This window comes from Pseudomonas sp. 8(2025) (genome assembly GCF_052665325.1).
On the sequence record NZ_JBQOIE010000019.1, the window covers coordinates 52,997 to 70,976 of the forward strand.

The window sequence follows — 17,980 nt, forward strand, 5'->3', positions numbered from 1 at the left end:
CTGTCTTGAAAGATGTCTTGAAAAATAACCGTCGACCCAGGGTCGCTGCGACCTAACGACTCCCAAGGTTCAGGAGTGCCCGTCGCGCGGGTAGAATAGCCGCCACCTTACGCAAGATGCGACCCGCACATGACCGATCTGACGCTTTATCACAACCCGCGCTGCTCGAAATCCCGCGGTGCGCTGGAACTTCTGGAACAACGCGGCCTGGCCCCGACCGTGGTCCGCTACCTGGAAACCCCACTGGATGCCGCCCAGTTGCGCAGCCTTCTGGCCAAGCTCGGCCTCAGCGCGCGCCAGCTATTGCGCACCGGCGAGGACGAGTACAAGACCCTCAACCTGGCCGACCCGAGCCTCAGCGAAGAGCAACTGGTCGCCGCCATTGCCCAGCACCCGAAACTCATGGAGCGGCCGATTCTCGAAGCCGGCGACAAGGCCATCATTGGCCGGCCGCCGGAGAACGTGCTGGAGATCCTGCCTTGAGCGCGCCCTATATCCTGGTCCTGTACTACAGCCGCAACGGCTCGACCAACGAGATGGCCCGGCAGATTGCCCGCGGCATCGAGCAGGCCGGCCTGGAGGCTCGTCTGCGCACTGTCCCGGCGATCTCCGCGGAATGCGAGGCGGTCACCCCGGACATCCCCGACAGCGGCGCCCTGTACGCCAGCCTCGACGATCTGAAGCACTGCTCAGGCCTGGCCCTGGGCAGCCCGACCCGCTTCGGCAACATGGCAGCGCCGCTGAAGTATTTTCTCGACGGTACCAGCAACCTCTGGCTGACCGGTGCCTTGGTGGGCAAGCCTGCCGGCGTGTTCACCTCGACCGCCAGCCTGCATGGCGGCCAGGAAGCCACCCTGCTATCGATGATGCTGCCGTTGCTGCATCACGGCATGCTGATCACCGGCCTGCCCTACAGCGAGTCGGCCCTGCTGGAAACCCGCGGTGGCGGCACCCCGTATGGCGCCAGCCATCATGCCGGAGCAGATGGCAAGAGCCCACTGGACGAACACGAGATTGCGCTGTGCCGGGCCCTGGGCCTGCGTCTGGCGAAAACCGCCCTGCGACTGGAGAACGGCCGTGGCTAAGAAGCCGAAGATCCTGCCCCCGGTGGAATGGCTGGAGCCCCGGGTCCGCCTGATGCGAATCCTCAGCCTGGTCTGCTTCTTCGGCCTGGTGGGGCTGCTTTGCGGGTATTACCTGCTGGTGGCCGATCTGCACGGTGCCCGCCCCTGGGTTATCCTGCTGATCGAGCTGGTGCCGCTGCTGCTGATGGCCCCCGGCATGCTCAGCGGCAGTGCCCGTGGCCATTCGTGGATGTGCTTCGTGGTCAACCTGTACTTCATCAAGGGCGCCCTGGCGGCCTACGACCCGAACCGCCAAATGTTCGGCCTGCTGGAGATGTTCGCCAGCCTGGCCGTGTTCACTTCGGCGCTGCTCTACGTGCGCTGGCGCTTCCAGCTTAATCGCCGGCTCGCGGGCGAAGGCGCCAGCCCGGCCTGAATCCGCCCCAGGTTCCCCGGCCCCGGGGAACTTGTAATGCCGCCAATGGCCCCAACCTTGGTCAACAGACTTTCCGACCCTCCCGACCGTCCCGGAGCAGGCATGCACGATTACAAATGGCTGAATGAATACTGTCTCAACCGCTTCGGTTCCGCTGCGGCCCTGGAAGCCCAGTTGCCCACCCCGGCCAGCGACGACTACCTGCGCGCATTGAGCGCCGACCGCTACCTCTCGACCCTGGCCCTGCGGGTTTTCCGCGCCGGGCTCAAACACAGCCTGGTGGACGCCAAATGGCCGGCGTTCGAGCAGGTGTTTTTCGGCTTCGATCCGGACAAGGTGGTGCTGATGGGCGCCGAGCACCTGGAGCGGCTGATGCAGGACACGCGGATCATCCGCCACTTGGGCAAGCTCAAGAGCGTGCCGCGCAACGCGCAGATGATCCTCGATGTGCAAAAGCAGCACGGCAGCTTTGGCGCCTTCATCGCCGACTGGCCGGTGCAGGACATCACCGGGCTCTGGCAGTACCTGGCCAAACATGGCAACCAGATGGGCGGGCTGTCTGCCCCGCGCTTCCTGCGCATGGTGGGCAAGGACACCTTTATCCCCACCTGGGACGTGGTCGCGGCCCTCAATGCCCAGAACATCATCGACAAGGTGCCCAGCAGCAAACGCGACCAGGCCCTGGTGCAGGAAGTATTCAACCAATGGCAGCAGGAGAGCGGCCGGCCACTGTGCCAGCTGTCGGCAATGCTGGCCTACACCGTCAATCACTGAGCCGCCCGCTCCCCGGCATCACTTCCTGCCCGAAACAACGGGCAGGAAAACCTCCCTTCTCATGCCCGTCCTCCAGCCCAAGCTGACAATAAGCTGAACTAAACGCGAGGATTTTTCATCCGCTGTTTTTTATCGGCTAAAGTTCGCCTCGCACTTGCCTCAACGATAAAAACGAAACTCCGGGAATAACCTCCCGAAGCCATCTGACGTGCATAACCGGATAACAAAGCAGCGTTCGGGCCAACAACCTGAACAAAGGCTGTCCGGCTTTAAAAGAACTGCCGTCGCCCATTCGTTTTTTTCACATTGCTTTCACTCTTCGCCCACCTGGTCCGACCTAAATTGGCCCCAGTTGCAGTGCGGGCTCCAGTGGCTGCATGTCGTTCGTCTTCAGCGCACCAGTTCCAACCCGAACAACCAACACTCGGCAAAAACCTACTCAGGTACACCACGTGCTCAACACCGCTGAATCCGGCACTGGCAACAAGCCCCCCCGAACCTGGCGAATCGTCGGCGGCGTCTGTGCGGCGGCCCTGGCAATCCTGGTCAGCGGCTTTGTCCTGTGGCCCGTCACGCCTCGCGACCTGGGGGTCGGCAACCAGATGCAGCAGGCCAACATCTACCGTCACTGGCAAGGGGGCGAAGTGATAGTCCTGGTCCGCCATGCCGAGCGTTGTGACCGCTCCGCCAACCCATGCCTGGGGCCCGCCGATGGCATTACCCAGCTCGGAAGCCACAGCGCCAGCGACCTGGGACGAGCCTTTCGCACCCTGGGCATGGCCGCCACCGATGTCATCAGCAGCCCCGCAACCCGTACCCGGCAAACGACGGAATTCATGTTCAACGGTGCGGCGCAGACCCAGGACTGGCTGGCCACCTGTGACGAGCATTTCCAGCAGACGATCAAGGCGCACAAATCACTCAAGCGCAATCTGATCCTGATAACCCACAGCGACTGCATCAGCAGCCTGGAACGCCAGCTGGGCTACCCGCACGCCCTGGCCAGCGAATACACCAGCTCGCTGTTTATCACCCTGGATCCGCAAGGCCACATGCAAGTACTGGGAACCCTGGATGCGGGCAGCTGGAAGCACGTACTTGATCAACCCCTTGAGTAACTTGTAACTATTTTTAACAACATGCCAACAGACTTTATTAGGGGAAGCGACACACTTGCCGGCTAATTAATTGACTTAACAAGTTTCTGTACTAATAAGAAACGGACAGCCGCATTTATGAAAAAACTTCTCAAACAAATGAATGCTGCCCGCTGAAACTTCGCGAACTTGGGAAAGCCAGCAGTTCCACAAAATTGACGCTTTGTCAGCAACCCCCAGCAAATAACGAAATCGCTATCGGCCAATGACTTCGAGGATACAAATGCACCGCACTTCGCCGCCTCCCGCTTATGGAACAAGCGCCCCGCCGTCCGGCTTTACCCTCGGCGCAAGTACAACCAGCACTCTCCAGCGCTGGGCACTTCCTCTGTTGCTCGTGGCCTTCGGCCTGTTCTACCTGCTACCTCTGACCAGCCACGGCCTGTGGATTCCCGACGAGACCCGCTACGCCCAGATCAGCCAGGAAATGCTGCTCAGTGGCGACTGGGTGGCGCCACACTTCATGGGCATCCGCTACTTCGAGAAGCCCATCGCCGGCTATTGGTTGATCGCCATCGGCCAGGCGGTCTTTGGCGACAACCTGTTCGGCGTGCGCATTGCCTCGGCCCTGAGCACCGGCCTGAGCGTACTGCTGGCCTACCTGATCACCCGCCGCATGTGGAACGACCCGCGCAAGAGCTTCGCCGCCGCCCTGCTTTATATGAGCTTCGGCCTGATTGCCGGGCAAGCTGGGTACTCCAACCTTGATCCGCAGTTCACCTTGTGGGTCAACCTGAGCCTGGTAGCCCTGTGGTTCGCCCTGGACGGCCGGAGCACTCGCGAACGCCTGCTGGCATGGGCCGGGCTGGGCGTCGCCTGTGGCATGGGCTTCATGACCAAGGGTTTCCTGGCCTGGCTGTTGCCCGTACTCATCGCCCTGCCCTACATGATCTGGCAACGCCGTCTGGGCGAACTGCTGCGCTACGGGCTGGTGGCCGTGCTGGTAGCGATCGGCATCAGCCTGCCCTGGGTACTGAGCATTCACGCCCACGAGCCCGACTTCTGGCGCTTCTTCTTCTGGCACGAGCACATTCGCCGCTTCGCCGCCGACAACGCCCAACATACCCGCCCCTGGTGGTTCTACCTGCCGCTGCTGGTGGCCTCCAGCCTGCCCTGGGCAGCCCTGTTGCCGGGCACATTCATGCAAGCCTGGAAAGACAAGCGTCAGGCCCCGACCGGTTTCCTGCTGCTGTGGTTCCTGCTGCCCCTGGCGTTCTTCAGCCTGAGCCGCGGCAAGCTGCCAACCTACATCATGCCGTGCCTGCTGCCGCTGGCCGTGCTCATGGGCAGCGCCCTGATCGACCGTATCAACGCCAGCCAGGGCCGGAGCATCCGCATCAACAGCCTGCTCAACCTGCTGATCGGCGTGGCGGCCATGGTGGCGCTGCTGTACATCCAGCTCACCCGGCCGGTCTACGGCCACAACGAGATGCTCGGCCTGTCCCTGGTGTTCATCATGCTGATGGGCTGGATCATCGCCAACCTGCTGCCGGCCGCCCGGCCGCTGCAGTACTGGGCGGCCCCGGCCCTGGGCATCTGGTTGCTGGTGGCCCTGCTGCCGGCGGGCATGCCGGGGTTCATCGTGCATAACCAGATGCCGGACCAGTTCATCAAGGAACATATCGAGGAGCTCAGGCAGACCAAGACGCTGCTGAGCAATGACCTGGGCGCCGCCTCGGCCCTGGCCTGGCGCCTGCAACGCCCGGAGGTGACGCTGTACAACACCGAGGGCGAATTGAAATATGGCCTGGCTTATGCTGATTCGGCGCAGCGCAAGGTAAGCATGGCCGAGGTCGGGCAGTGGGTCAGCGAGGCCCGCAAACAGGGTTCGGTGGGTGTGGTGATGCGGGTCAAGGACGTGGTGGAAAGCGAGGAAGTGGCGCTGCTGCCGCCCGGAGGCAAGCGCTATGAGGAAGGCAATATGCTGGTCCTGATCCTGCCACAAAGCCAACCCTGACCCTGGGTACCCTTGTAACGACAGCGCCGACCACGGTTGGCGCTGGCTTTTCTTCACGCTTCGATGCCCTGGATGGCTGCGACTTTTCCCACCGCCGCTCTGGAAATCCATCTATGAATCTGTTTCGCAGCGAACGCGGGGCCCTGGCCCTGCTGCTCGGCGTGTCTGCATTGATCCTGCTGCTGAGCCTGGGCTCCCGTGAACTCTGGGGGCCGGAGACCCGCTGGGCCAACATCGCCTTGCAGATGTTGCAGAGTGGCGACTATTTCGACCCTTACCTCAAGGGCGCTCCCTACTACGACAAGCCCCTGCCCTCCTATTGGCTGATTACCGCCAGCGCCTGGCTGATGGGGGGCCTGGGGCACTGGTCACTGCGCCTGTCCTCGGTGATCGCCGCATGGCTGAGCATCTGGCTGGTTTACCTGATCGGCGAGCGGCTGTTCCACAAAGGCACTGGGCTGATCGCCGGCTGGATGCTGGCCACTACCTTCTATTTCGCCTTCTGGGCGCGGGTGGCCACGGCCGACATCCTGACCGTCTGTGGCGTATTGGCTGCAGTGTGGTGGTACTGGCGCGGCCCGGAAGATACCCGCCTGGGCCGCTATACGGTGTTCTTCCTGATACTGGCGGCGACCTCGCTGCTCAAGGGGCTGATCGGCTTCGTCCTGCCGGGGCTGATCCTGTTGCCACACCTGCTGAGCCAGGGGCGCTGGAAACGCCACCTGAACCTGCGCCTGTTGCTGGCCTTGAGCATCGCCGCGCTGTTCTACATGGTGCCCTTCGTTCTCTCGCACCTGTACGGCGCTCCCAGCTACGGGGAAAGCGGCCTGAGCCTGGTGTTTCGCGAGAATGTGGTGCGTTTCTTCAACCCCTTCGACCATGTCGGGCCGATCTACACCTACCTGATCTACCTGCCGGCCTATACCTTGCCCTGGGCGCCCTGCTGGATCCTCGGCCTATGGCTGGCGGCCCGGCACTGGCGCCAGTTGCAACCCAATGAACGCTGGCTGGTGTGGGCCCTCGGGCTGCTGTTCCTGTTCTTCACCGCCAGTGGCAGCCGGCGCAGCTATTACGTTCTGCCCCTGGTGCCCTTCGCTCAGTTGCTCGGTGCCTGGTGGCTCAACCGTCGGCTGCAGCTACGCCAGGCCGCCGGCAAACCCCTTTCCCGTGGCTGGCCCATCGGCTTCTCCTGCGCGGCCCTGGTCATGCTGCTGGTGCTGGGGGTTGCCTACCCCTGGAGCAACAGCGGCGGGGGGGTGATGCAGTTCAGCGCCGATACCCGGGCCGCCGCGAGCCGGATCGCTCCCTGGAATCAATGGCGGATGGTCATGGTGGAAATCGATAACAAACTGCCGATGTACCTGCAGAACCAGGGCGCGCCCTTCTACTACGTGGCAGAAACCGCGGATTTCCCGCGTAACGGCAGCAGCGCGGACTTCATGGCCTGGCTGGACAAGACCAGTGGCCAGCACTGGGACCCACAGCGCACCCTGATCTTCGTCCAGCAGAAGCACGATGAGCCGCTGATGCTGGGGTATCTGGGCGAGGATCATCAACTGGTCCGCACCACCCCGACCAACGGTGAGCGCCTGGCCAAGAAACCGGCGCAAGGCAGCGTGGCCTTCATTCCCCGCATGCCGGGGAGCTGAATGACTGGGCTGCGCAAGCGCAGCACGGATTCACCAGGATCGGATCAGAGGTTCACCACATTGACGAAACGCGGCGTGGCGCTGTCGTCGATGCGCAGGCTGGTGAAGTCGAACAGATTGCGGTCCGCCAGTTGCGAGGGGATCACGTTCTGCAGGCCGCGGAAGATGCTTTCGGTACGCCCTGGAGTCTTGCGCTCCCATTCCTGAAGCATCTCCTTGACCACCTGGCGTTGCAGGTTCTCCTGGGAACCGCAGAGGTTGCACGGGATGATCGGGAACTGCTTGAGGTCGGAATAGGCCTGGATATCCTTCTCGCTGCAGTAGGCCAGCGGGCGGATTACCACGTTGCGCCCGTCATCGGCCAGCAGCTTGGGCGGCATGGCCTTGAGCGAGCCGTTGTAGAACATGTTGAGGAAGAAGGTCTCGACGATATCGTCGCGGTGGTGACCCAAGGCCATCTTGGTGGCGCCTATTTCGTCGGCGAAGGTGTACAGGGTGCCGCGACGCAGGCGCGAGCACAGCGAGCAGGTGGTCTTGCCTTCCGGGATCAGCTCCTTGACCACCGAATAGGTGTCCTTCTCGACAATGTGGTACTCGATCCCCAGCTCCTTGAGGTAGGCCGGCAGCACGTGCTCGGGAAAGCCTGGCTGTTTCTGGTCCATGTTCACCGCGACGATCTCGAACTTGATCGGCGCCACCTTCTGCAGGTGCAGCAGCACGTCGAGCATGGTGTAGCTGTCCTTGCCGCCGGACAGGCAGACCATGACCTTGTCGCCCTCTTCGATCATGTTGAAATCGGCGACCGCCTCGCCCGCCTGGCGGCGAAGACGTTTCTGCAGTTTGTTCTGGTTGACCGTAAGAGTGCCCATGGCTCTTGAAATCCGCGAGGTATGTGACGAAAAGCCGGACATTTTACGCAAAAACCCCAGCCCCGTGAAAGCGCCGCAGAGCAGCGGTGCCGGGGCTGCAATGACAGATGCAGCAGCGATTAGCCCGGGGGTTTACAGCGCAATTTGCTCTAAAGGTGCGCACATCTGCGGAAAACTCCTCCCTATACTGCGACATAAGGTCGCATGCACATATAGACCTATACTGACTGTGCCACTTGGCTGTAAGCGCTCCGTTGGGGGGCGATGGCAACAATAAAGGAGTGACTGACCATGATTCATCATGTCGTAGGACTCTTCACCCACCCCGATCAGGAATGGCGAGACATCCGTGGCGATGCCGAGGAAAGCATCAGCCACATGTACCTCACCCATACGCTGATCCTCGCGGCAATCCCCGCCATTTCGGCTTTTATCGGCACCACCCAGGTCGGCTGGGTCATCGGCAATCGCGCGCCGGTGATGCTGACCATGGAAAGCGCCCTGTGGATGACCATCATGTCGTACCTGGCCATGCTCGGCGGCGTGGCGGTGATGGGCGCGTTCATCCACTGGATGGCCCGGACCTATGACGCCAGCCCGAGCCTGGCACGCTGCGTGGCCTTTGCCACCTACACCGCCACACCGCTGTTCGTCGGTGGCCTGGCGGCGCTGTACCCGCACATGTGGCTGGGCATGATCGTCGGCACTGCCGCCATCTGCTACACGGTCTACCTGCTGTATGTCGGGCTGCCGACCTTCATGAATATCCCGTCGGACGAGGGGTTCCTGTTTTCCAGCTCGGTGCTGGCAGTAGGCCTGGTGGTACTGGTCGCGATCATGGCCTTCACCGTGATTGTCTGGGGCCTGGGCGTCGGCCCCGTGTACACCAACTGACGCCGCACCAATAATAATCCTCTGTCTGCCAGCACAGGCCGCCGCAAGGCGGCCTTCTTATGGGCGCGGGGTGGATGACCATTCGGCGCCTGGGCGATTCGGAATCCCCCCTGTTTGCGGCATACTCACTCCCTCTGGAGAGCCGTTAAGCATGCCCGAGCAACTCAATACCCGCGTCGAAGATTGTTTCCAACTCGCTGAATCCTTTTTCAAACGTCCTTTCAAACGCCCGGTGGTCAGCCTCAAGTTGCGTGGCCAGAAAGCCGGTGTCGCCCATTTGCACGAGAACCTGCTGCGCTTCAACCCGCAGCTGTACCGGGAAAACACCGAGGACTTCCTCAAGCAGACCGTGGCCCACGAAGTGGCACACCTGATCGCCCACCAACTGTTTGGCGAACGTATCCAGCCCCACGGTGAAGAGTGGCAACTGATCATGCGCGGGGTGTACGAACTGCCGCCCAATCGTTGTCATACCTACGACGTCAAGCGTCGTAGCGTGACCCGCTATATCTACCGCTGCCCCTGCGCCGAGAGCGATTTCCCGTTCTCCGCCCAACGCCACAAACTGGTGGCCCAGGGGCGTCGCTATCTGTGCCGGCGTTGTCGGCAAACCCTGGTCTACAGCGGGGAAACCAGGGTCGAGTGACAGTTTTAAAACACTGCCTCGGCAAACCCGCAGCTACGCGATGACCCGCTCGCGCCGCAGTGCCTCGATGCGCTCGGCGCTGTAGCCCAGTTCCTCCAGCACCTGATCGGAATGCGCCCCCAACCTGGCGCCAATATGCCGCGGCTCTGGCAGCCCCTCGGAAAACTTCAACGGGCAGGCCATCTGCGCCTGCCGGCTGCCGTCTTCACGGGGCACCTGGCTGACCAGTTGCCTGGCCTGCAACTGCGGATGTTCCAGGGCCTCGCCCAGGCTCAGCACCGGCTCGACGCAGGCATCGAAACCAGCGAACAGCTGGCACAACTCGGCGAAATCGTGTTTCTCGAATTCGACCTGCAAGGCCTGCTTCAGTGCCTGTTGCTGTTCGGGCAAGGGAGACAGCCCCTGGGCCGCCAGTTCCGGGCGGCCCAGGGCCTGACACAACTGCTGCATGAACACCGGTTCCAGACTGCCCACCGACAGCCAGCGCCCGTCTCGGCTGCGGTAGTAGTCATAAAAGCTGCCACCATTGAGCACCTGCTGCTCCATTCCGGGCTCGACCCCACAGGCCAGGTAGCCGGCACCGGCCATGGCGTTCAGGCTGAACACGCAGTCGGTCATGCTCACGTCCAGGTACTGTCCCTGGCCGCTGTGCTGGCGCGCGATCACCGCCGCCAACAGGCCGATCACCCCATGCAGCGAGCCCCCCGCGATATCCGCGGCCTGGATGCCCAGGGGTAATGGTCCCTGATCGCGGCGGCCGGTCTGGCTGGCCAGCCCGGCCAGGGCCAGGTAGTTGATGTCATGCCCGGCGCGGTCCCGGTAGGGGCCGGTCTGGCCATAGCCGGTAATGGAGACGTAGATCAGCCGCGGGTTGATCGCCTTCAAGGCCTGGTAACCCAGCCCCAGGCGCTCCATCACGCCCGGGCGGAACTGTTCGAGAACAATGTCGTAGTCCTGCACCAGTTGCCGCACCACCTCCAGCGCTTCGGGACGCTTGAGGTCCAGGGCCAGGCTGCGCTTGTTGCGGTTGAGATAAGCGTGGCTGGCGGAAACCCCGGCATCGTGGGGCGGCAACACCCGCAACAGATCCATGCGGGTCGGCGACTCGATGCGCAGGACCTCGGCGCCCATGTCCGCCAGCAGCAACGAGGCGAAGGGCCCCGGCAGCAGGGTGGAGAAATCCAGTACCTTGAGTGACGCCAACGGCCCTTGCATAGCCCTCTCCTCTTGATCGGCAGCCCACAGAGTAGGCAGCCGCGACGCCCGCAACAATCACCGCAACAGTCAGCCGGGCTGACCGTTGCGCTCAATCGCCAGCCAATAAAAAACCCGCCGAAGCGGGTTCCTTATCTAGCTCAAGGCTTACTTGATGCTCGGTGCCGGGCCTTCGGCCACACCCAGGTCATCGGTTTCACGGGTGTCGGTAATCGGCCGGCCACCGGAAGCCAGCTCGGATTGCAGCTTGTCTTCGTCCAGCTCCTTGACCCACTTGGCAACCACTACGGTAGCCACGGCGTTGCCCACCAGGTTGGTCAGGGCGCGAGCTTCGGACATGAAGCGGTCGATACCCAGGATCAGCGCCAGGCCGGCCACCGGCAGGTGACCCACGGCCGACAGGGTCGCGGCCAGGACGATGAAGCCACTGCCCGTCACACCGGCAGCGCCTTTGGAAGACAGCAGCAGCACCAGCAGCAGGGTGATCTGGTGAGTGATGTCCATGTGGGTATCAGTGGCCTGGGCGATGAACACCGCAGCCATGGTCAGGTAGATCGAAGTACCGTCGAGGTTGAACGAATAACCGGTAGGGATCACTAGGCCGACCACCGACTTCTTGGCGCCCAGGCGTTCCATCTTGATCAGCATGCGCGGCAGGGCCGATTCCGAGGAGGAAGTCCCCAGCACGATCAGCAGTTCTTCACGGATGTAGCGGATCAGCTTGATCACGCTGAAGCCGTGGGCGCGACAGATTGCCCCCAGGACCACCAGCACGAACACCACGCAGGTGATGTAGAAGCAGATCATCAGTTGACCCAGTTGCACCAGGGAACCCACACCGTAGGCACCAATGGTGAACGCCATGGCGCCCAGCGCACCCAGGGGCGCGAGCTTCATGATCATGTTGATGATGTTGAACATCACATGGGCGAAACGGTCGATGAAATCCAGCACCGGCTTGCCGTAGGCGCCCAGGCGATGCAGGGCGAAACCGAACACCACGGAGAACATCAGCACCTGCAGGATATCGCCATTGGCGAAGGCGCCGACGATGGTGGCCGGGATGATGTTGAGGATGAAGCCGACGATGCTCTGGTCATTACCGGCAGTCACGTAGGCTGCAACTTTCGAGGCGTCCAGGGTCGAAGCGTCGATGTGCATGCCGGCCCCCGGCTGCACCACGTTGACCACGATCAGGCCGATCAGCAGGGCGATGGTGGAGACGATTTCGAAGTACAGCAGCGCATAGCCGCCGGTCTTGCCCACCGACTTCATGTTCTGCATGCCGGCGATACCACTCACCACGGTACAGAAAATGATCGGAGCGATGACCATCTTGATCAGTTTGATGAAGCCGTCACCCAGGGGCTTGAGAGCCACACCGGTCTGAGGGTAGAAGTGGCCGAGCAGGATGCCGATGGCGATGGCAACGATCACCTGGAAATACAGGGATTTGTACAGTGGCTGACGAGTCGTCATTGCAAGTTTCCTCAAGAGCCCCGGCATGCACTTTCCGTCGATGCATGCGGTGCCTAAAGTGCGAACCCTCCTGCGCTGGAGGGATTTGTTGTGTCGAGCTGCGTGCTGGCAGATCTTCCGGCTCTATCGCAAAGCCCGTGCCACCTTGTGAAAAAGCCTTGCAGGCCTTTAGACATCAGGGGTGCGGGCTGATCCTTGCATCCGTTGCGCAGGCTGAAGCTGGCGGATTTCCGCCCACTCACCCTCTCTCGTCCTACAATTTGGCGGATATCCGCCTTGTTCCCTTCCTGGGGGCTGGCTAAGATCCGCCACTCAATGGACGGACCTGCCTGCATGCGCGAACGCACCATCGCCAGCCACTTTGCCCGTGCCGCCCTGGGCGGAGCACGCCGGCAAGGCTATGACTACGCGCCCCTGCTGCATCAGTTGGGCATCACCCCCGAACTGCTGAACCAACCCAAGGCCCGTATCGCCCCCGAGCAATTCACCCGTCTGTTGCAGCAACTGTGGCTGGAGCTGGATGACGAGTACCTCGGGTTCGGCCATGGCCCCAGCAAGCGCGGGACCTTCGCCATGATGTGCCACGCGCTGATCCACTGCCGTACCTTGGAAAAAGCACTCAATCGCGGCTTATTATTTTATAGCCTGTTTCCGGAAGCCCCGCGTCTGAGTCTGACGCGTGAAGGAGAAATGGCCCGGCTGAGCCTGGATGATTCCGAGCTATGGGATCCCGAGCACTTTCTCAGCGAGAGCCTGCTGGTGATCTGGCATCGCCTCGGCAGTTGGTTGATCGGCCAGCGCATCCGCCTGGAGCAGGCCTGCTTCAGCTACCCCAAGCCCGATCACGGCGCGGAATACGACCTGCTTTTCCCTTGCCCGCTGCAATTCACCCAGGAGCGCAGCAGCCTGCTGTTCCACAGTCGCTACCTGGGCATGCCACTGCTGCAGGACGAACGCACCCTCAAGCACTTTCTCGAACGCTCTCCCGCCGACCTGTTGTCGCGCCCGGATGAAGGCGACAGCCTCAGCAGCCAGCTGCGCCGCCTGCTCAGTCGCGACCGCGAGCACTGGCCCGACCTGGAAAGCGTCGCCCAGCACCTGCACGTCAGCCCGCAGACCCTGCGCCGGCATCTACGCGAAGAAGGTTCGAGCTTTCAGGAGCTGAAGGATGAGCTGCGCCGCGACATTGCCATCTACCACCTCGGCCGGGCCGACCTGTCATTGCAACAGATCGCCGAACAACTGGGTTTTTCCGAGCCCTCGGCCTTTCACCGGGCGTTCAAGAAATGGACCGGCCTGACCCCGGGCGCCTACCGCGCCCGGGAACAGTAGCCCCCTACAGGGCCGGAAAGTGAATCCGGAAGGCCGCCCCCCCCAGGGCCGAATCCCCCAGGGTCAGTTGCGCGCCGTAGCTCTCGATGATGTCCTTGACCACCGCCAGGCCGATGCCCTGCCCCGGGTGCTGGCGATCCAGGCGCTCACCGCGCTGCAGAATCCGCGCCCGCTGATCGGGTGGCACGCCGGGGCCGTCGTCTTCCACACACAACTCGGAGCCTTCCAGGGTCTCACGCACGCTGATGCGCACTGAGCTCAGGCACAGGCGATAAGCGTTCTCCAACAGGTTGCCGAGCAACTCCAGCAAAGCGCCGTGCTCGATCGGCAGGTAGCAGCGTTCCGGCAAGTCGAAGGACACCCGTACCTGCTTGTCGCGATAGACCTTGTCCAGGGTGTCGCAGAGGCTTTGCAGCACCGGCCGCAGCCGCACCTGGTGGCGCACCAGGCCGCTCTTGCGCAGGCTGGCGCGCTGCAACTGGTAACTGATCTGCTGGCTCATGCGCTCGATCTGCGCCTGCAGCACCCAGGCCTGCTCACGATCCTGGGGCCGTTGCGCCATGTCCTCGCTCACGCCCTGCAACACCGTCAACGGGGTTTTCAGGCTGTGGGCCAGGTCATCCAGGGAGTCACGATAGCGGCTGCGCTGCTCACGCTCGCTTTGCAGCAGGCGGTTCAACGAGCCCGTCAGGCGCAACAGCTCGCGCGGGTGCTCCTCACTAAGGCTCTGGCGGGTGCCGCTTTCGATCTGGTCCAGCTCCTGGCTCAAGCGTCGCAAGGCTTGCAAACCCCAGGTCAGGCCGAGCCAGAGCAGTGCCAGGAGCACCAGCAAGGCCGCGCCGAACCCCAGGTAGAGGTTTTCCCGAACGCCTTCCAGGGTTTGCTGGTACTCACGCACCGGCTGCAGCGCGACGATACTGAAGGCCGCGCTCTTGCCCCCCAGCAGCTTGATCTCGACGTCGTAGACAAAGAACTCCTGGCCGTTGGCTTCGCGGATCCTGGCGAACTCATTGCCACGCCCGTCGTACCGCGGCCGGTAGTTGATGTTCTCTTCCTGGGTCGCCCGCGAGCGCCAGACCAGGTGCCCTTCACGATCGTAGATGTAGCCCAGCAGGCGGCTGTCGGCGAGGTTGAAGCGCTCGTCGGGCAATTGCGCCGGCATCTGCAGGCGGTTGTTCTCGATCCGCGCCGCACTGATCAGGGTGGTGACATCGGAAGCCAGGCGCTGCTCGATAGAGTCCTGCAACGCCAGGCTGAACGCCCCCTGCATGGCTGGCAGCAGGGCCAGCATGAACAGCACCGCCAGGGTCGTGGCGGCCAGCATCAGGCGCAGGCGCAGCGATCGAATCATCGGCAACGCTCGTTGAACAGGTAGCCCAGGCCACGCACCGTATCGATCGGCTTGAAGCCCGACGGCCCCTCAAGCTTGCGCCGCAAGCGGCCCACCAGCACTTCGATGACATTCGGATCGCGCTCGTCGTCGTCCGGGTACAACTGCTCCATGAGCCGGTCCTTGGCCACCACTTGCTGATGATGACGCATCAGGTATTCGAGAATCCGGTACTCATAGGCCGTCAGGGCCAGGGGCTGCTCATCCAGGGAGGCCTGCTTGCGGTTCAGGTCCAGCAGCAGCGGCCCGGCAATGATGGTGGACTGGGTGAAGCCACTGGAGCGCCGCAGCAGCGCATTCAGGCGCGCATCCAGCTCTTCGAACTGGAATGGCTTGACCACATAGTCGTCCGCACCGGCCGCCAGGCCCTCGACCTTGTCCTGCCAGTTGCCACGGGCCGTGAGGATGAGGATCGGGAACGTCTTGCCACGGTTGCGCAACTGGCGGATCAGGTCCAGCCCGCCCATGCCGGGCAGGCCCAGGTCGATCACCGCCAGATCGTGGTTGAACTGCTCGGTCTGATACAGCGCCTCCTCGGCGTTGGCCACGGACTCGACGACATGACCGCTGTCGGTGAGGCGGGTTTGCAAATGATGACGCAACAGCGCCTCATCTTCGACGACCAGCAACTTCATAACGCTCTCCCAGGCAAAATTCGACATCTCCAGGGGCGCCCCTGCGCCCTGATGATTAATGCGCCAACGCCGGACCGTGCCCAAGGCACGATCCGGCGCGGTCCAGGCCAGGCCGCTTATCAGAAAGCGTAGTTGGCCGACAGGTAGGTCTGGGCGCTGCTGGTAAGGCTCAGCGAACCCTGCTTGCTGCCACCGCGCTCGCTCATCTCGGTCCCGGCATTGCTGCGCAGGTAACGGTAGCCGAGCTCCACCGAGGTGTTCTGTGAAACCTGTTGCAGGACGCCGGCCTGTACGCCCACCGCGTAACCAATGTCGCTGTCACGGCTGAAGCCCGGAGACTCCTGAGTCAGCTTGGTCAGGCCGGCCGTACCGCCGCCAAAGAGTTTGGTGCTGCTGGTCACCGGCAGGAACATATCGTAGCTGCCCAGCAGATTCTGCTGGCGCAGTTTAATGCCGTTGTGGGAGCCAGACACATAATCGTAGGTAGCGTAGTAGCGACCCTGGTCATTCTGTTGACCGGCGCGTACACCCCAGGTGTTGTCCTTGCCGATCACGCCATCGGCGTTCGGATGGCCCAGGTTGCTGTTGAGCTGGCTGGACTTGTTGATCTTGTCGCTGGTCTGGCCGAAGGACAACCCAACGAAGTTGCTGTCAGCAGCTTGAGCGGCGGCGCTGGCGCCGAAGACGGTAAAGGCCAGGAACAGTTTTTTCAATGAAGTCATAGGAAGTTTCCTTTGCGCTATTGGCTTTTTGGGTACGGGGCTAGAGTAAACAGCCCGCCCTGAACTCCCCCTGAACACACCCTTAACCTCGCCTGAACCAGATCGACTAGGCTGTGCTGACACCTTTTCAACCGGAGTTCCCCTCATGCGCATGCTCGTCGCATTGGTCCTGTTAACCCTCGGCAGCCTCAGCCAGGCCGCCATCAAGACTCAGGAAATTCCCTATCGCAGCACCGACGGCACTCAGTTGATCGGCTACTACGCCTACGACGACGCCCTACAGGGCCCGCGCCCGGGCATCGTGGTGGTGCATGAATGGTGGGGCCTCAACGACTACGCCAAGCGCCGGGCCCGGGACCTTGCCGCCCTTGGCTACAGTGCCCTGGCCATCGACATGTACGGCCAGGGCAAGCACACCGAACACCCGGCGGACGCCATGGCCTTCATGCAGGCCGCGCTGAAGGACAGTGCCGCTGCCAGTGCACGTTTCAACGCCGGCCTTGAGCTGTTGAGACAGCAACCGCAGACCGATCCGCAGAAACTCGCCGCCATCGGCTACTGCTTTGGCGGCAAGATTGTCCTGGACGCCGCGCGCCAGGGCTTGCCCCTGGCCGGCGTGGTGAGTTTCCACGGTGCCCTGGCCACCGCCACACCGGCTACCCCCGGCAGCGTCAAGGCCAAGATCCTGGTGGAACATGGGGCCCAGGACAGCATGGTGACGGCGGACAACGTCACCACCTTCAAAGCGGAAATGGACAAGGCCGGCGCCGACTACCGCTTCGTCAGCCTGGAGGGAGCCAAGCATGGCTTCAGCAATCCCGATGCCGACCGCCTGAGCCATGGCGAACACGGCGGGCCGGACATCGGCTACAACAAGGCCGCCGATGAGCGTTCCTGGGCCGACATGCAGGCATTCTTCAAAAAACTGTTTGGCTAGCCGCCGTACCTGGGTTGCCGTCAGTGCGCTGCGGCAGCCCTTTGCGCTTCACCCGACTACCCTCAAACGCAGCAACCCGGCACACTAGCGGCCATGAATGCTCTCCCCCCCCTCCCCGCTTGCTGCACCCCTCTGGACGCTGCCTGGCCGCTGCCGAACGTCCTGCCCCAAGCCCTCTGGCTAAGTACCCGGTTCGATCCCGGGCAACTTGCCGCGGATGATTTTCAGCGCAGCGGCATTGAGGCACCGCCGAGCATCCAGCGTTCGGTGGCCAAGCGTCAGGCCGAATTTCTCGCTGGACGCCTGTGTGCCCGAGCCGCCTTGCAGCAACTGCAACGACTGGACTGGGTACCGCCCATTGGCGATGACCGAGCGCCGATCTGGCCCGAACACATCTGCGGTTCGATCACCCACAGCAGCGGACGCGCCGCGGCCATCGTCGCCGACAAGCAACACTGGCGTGGCCTGGGAATGGACCTGGAACACCTGCTCAGTGCAGAACGTGCGGCCAAACTGGCGGAGCAGATCCTGACCCCGGCCGAACTGCAGCGCCGCGACCAGTTGCCGGCCGAGCTGCATGCACTGGCGGTAACCCTGACCTTCTCGATCAAGGAAAGCCTGTTCAAGGCCCTGTACCCGCTGGCGCACAAACGCTTCTATTTCGAACACGCCGAAGTCCTGGAATGGTCTGCCGAAGGGCCGGTGCGGATGCGCCTGCTGACCGATCTGTCCGAGGAATGGCAGCACGGCCGCGAACTGCAAGGGCAGTTCGCCGTGCAAGACGATCATCTGCTGAGCCTGGTGGCCATCAAGGCCTGAACCGG

General features: G+C 62.6%; 18 protein-coding genes. 12 read left to right on the plus strand and 6 right to left on the minus strand.

What is annotated here, in order from left to right:
- The first annotated feature begins 129 nt into the window (after positions 1-129).
- From arsC to ACUXVH_RS27630, 7 genes are all read left to right on the plus strand, one after another.
- Positions 130-483 carry an arsenate reductase (glutaredoxin) gene (arsC, locus tag ACUXVH_RS27600; RefSeq protein WP_041119496.1) on the plus strand — a complete coding sequence of 118 codons (354 nt, stop codon included), beginning with the start codon at positions 130-132 and terminating at the stop codon, positions 481-483.
- On the plus strand, positions 480-1,085 hold the full coding sequence (gene wrbA / locus ACUXVH_RS27605) for an NAD(P)H:quinone oxidoreductase (RefSeq protein WP_019094590.1): 606 nt from the start codon (positions 480-482) through the stop codon (positions 1,083-1,085). The genes arsC and wrbA overlap by 4 nt, the downstream gene beginning before the upstream one ends.
- On the plus strand, positions 1,078-1,500 hold the full coding sequence (locus ACUXVH_RS27610) for a DUF2069 domain-containing protein (protein WP_077934632.1): 423 nt from the start codon (positions 1,078-1,080) through the stop codon (positions 1,498-1,500). Before wrbA ends, ACUXVH_RS27610 begins: the two co-directional genes overlap by 8 nt.
- Before the next feature lie 102 nt (positions 1,501-1,602).
- The gene (locus tag ACUXVH_RS27615; protein ID WP_011062722.1) at positions 1,603-2,274 is read left to right on the plus strand and encodes a DNA-3-methyladenine glycosylase I; all 672 of its coding nucleotides are present in this window, start codon (positions 1,603-1,605) and stop codon (positions 2,272-2,274) included.
- A 452-nt stretch (positions 2,275-2,726) separates the two neighbouring features.
- Positions 2,727-3,392, plus strand: a complete 666-nt coding sequence (locus tag ACUXVH_RS27620; RefSeq protein WP_065365414.1) for a lipopolysaccharide core heptose(II)-phosphate phosphatase PmrG — start codon at positions 2,727-2,729, stop codon at positions 3,390-3,392.
- Positions 3,393-3,636: 244 nt separating this feature from the next.
- Positions 3,637-5,388, plus strand: a complete 1,752-nt coding sequence (gene arnT / locus ACUXVH_RS27625) for a lipid IV(A) 4-amino-4-deoxy-L-arabinosyltransferase (RefSeq protein ID WP_065365413.1) — start codon at positions 3,637-3,639, stop codon at positions 5,386-5,388.
- Positions 5,389-5,501: 113 nt separating this feature from the next.
- Positions 5,502-7,037: an ArnT family glycosyltransferase gene (locus tag ACUXVH_RS27630; protein WP_065365412.1), complete on the plus strand. Its 1,536-nt coding sequence runs from the start codon at positions 5,502-5,504 to the stop codon at positions 7,035-7,037.
- Positions 7,038-7,081: 44 nt separating this feature from the next.
- On the opposite strand, the gene ttcA is transcribed toward ACUXVH_RS27630, so the two are convergent.
- A complete protein-coding gene (ttcA, locus tag ACUXVH_RS27635; protein ID WP_011062726.1) occupies positions 7,082-7,906 on the minus strand; it encodes a tRNA 2-thiocytidine(32) synthetase TtcA in 825 nt (274 codons plus the stop codon).
- A 291-nt stretch (positions 7,907-8,197) separates the two neighbouring features.
- Here ttcA and ACUXVH_RS27640 point away from each other — a divergent pair, with 291 nt between their 5' ends.
- Entirely contained in the window at positions 8,198-8,800 is a 603-nt protein-coding gene (locus ACUXVH_RS27640) for a Yip1 family protein (protein WP_011062727.1), read from the plus strand.
- Between the two features lie 151 nt (positions 8,801-8,951).
- Positions 8,952-9,446, plus strand: coding sequence for a SprT family zinc-dependent metalloprotease (locus ACUXVH_RS27645; protein ID WP_011062728.1), 495 nt, complete (start codon positions 8,952-8,954; stop codon positions 9,444-9,446).
- A 33-nt stretch (positions 9,447-9,479) separates the two neighbouring features.
- Here ACUXVH_RS27645 and ACUXVH_RS27650 read toward each other — a convergent pair whose 3' ends face one another.
- Complete coding sequence (locus ACUXVH_RS27650; protein WP_019094596.1) at positions 9,480-10,661, minus strand: CaiB/BaiF CoA transferase family protein; 1,182 nt, start codon at positions 10,659-10,661, stop codon at positions 9,480-9,482.
- 147 nt (positions 10,662-10,808) lie between these two features.
- Positions 10,809-12,140 carry a dicarboxylate/amino acid:cation symporter gene (locus ACUXVH_RS27655; RefSeq protein ID WP_011062730.1) on the minus strand — a complete coding sequence of 444 codons (1,332 nt, stop codon included), beginning with the start codon at positions 12,138-12,140 and terminating at the stop codon, positions 10,809-10,811.
- A 333-nt stretch (positions 12,141-12,473) separates the two neighbouring features.
- On the opposite strand from ACUXVH_RS27655, the gene ACUXVH_RS27660 reads away from it, so the two are divergent.
- On the plus strand, positions 12,474-13,472 hold the full coding sequence (locus tag ACUXVH_RS27660; RefSeq protein WP_065365411.1) for an AraC family transcriptional regulator: 999 nt from the start codon (positions 12,474-12,476) through the stop codon (positions 13,470-13,472).
- Positions 13,473-13,476: 4 nt separating this feature from the next.
- On the opposite strand, the gene ACUXVH_RS27665 is transcribed toward ACUXVH_RS27660, so the two are convergent.
- The 3 genes from ACUXVH_RS27665 to ACUXVH_RS27675 all read right to left on the minus strand — a co-directional run bounded on the left by ACUXVH_RS27665 (position 13,477) and on the right by ACUXVH_RS27675 (position 16,219).
- Complete coding sequence (locus tag ACUXVH_RS27665) at positions 13,477-14,823, minus strand: ATP-binding protein (RefSeq protein WP_011062732.1); 1,347 nt, start codon at positions 14,821-14,823, stop codon at positions 13,477-13,479.
- On the minus strand, positions 14,820-15,497 hold the full coding sequence (locus ACUXVH_RS27670) for a response regulator (RefSeq protein ID WP_011062733.1): 678 nt from the start codon (positions 15,495-15,497) through the stop codon (positions 14,820-14,822). The genes ACUXVH_RS27665 and ACUXVH_RS27670 overlap by 4 nt, the downstream gene beginning before the upstream one ends.
- Before the next feature lie 119 nt (positions 15,498-15,616).
- Entirely contained in the window at positions 15,617-16,219 is a 603-nt protein-coding gene (locus ACUXVH_RS27675) for an outer membrane beta-barrel protein (RefSeq protein WP_011062734.1), read from the minus strand.
- A 145-nt stretch (positions 16,220-16,364) separates the two neighbouring features.
- Here ACUXVH_RS27675 and ACUXVH_RS27680 point away from each other — a divergent pair, with 145 nt between their 5' ends.
- Together ACUXVH_RS27680 and ACUXVH_RS27685 are read left to right on the plus strand one after the other, a co-directional pair.
- Entirely contained in the window at positions 16,365-17,156 is a 792-nt protein-coding gene (locus ACUXVH_RS27680; RefSeq protein WP_053159795.1) for a dienelactone hydrolase family protein, read from the plus strand.
- Between the two features lie 93 nt (positions 17,157-17,249).
- Positions 17,250-17,975, plus strand: coding sequence for a 4'-phosphopantetheinyl transferase family protein (locus ACUXVH_RS27685; RefSeq protein WP_065365410.1), 726 nt, complete (start codon positions 17,250-17,252; stop codon positions 17,973-17,975).
- The last annotated feature ends 5 nt before the right edge of the window (positions 17,976-17,980 follow it).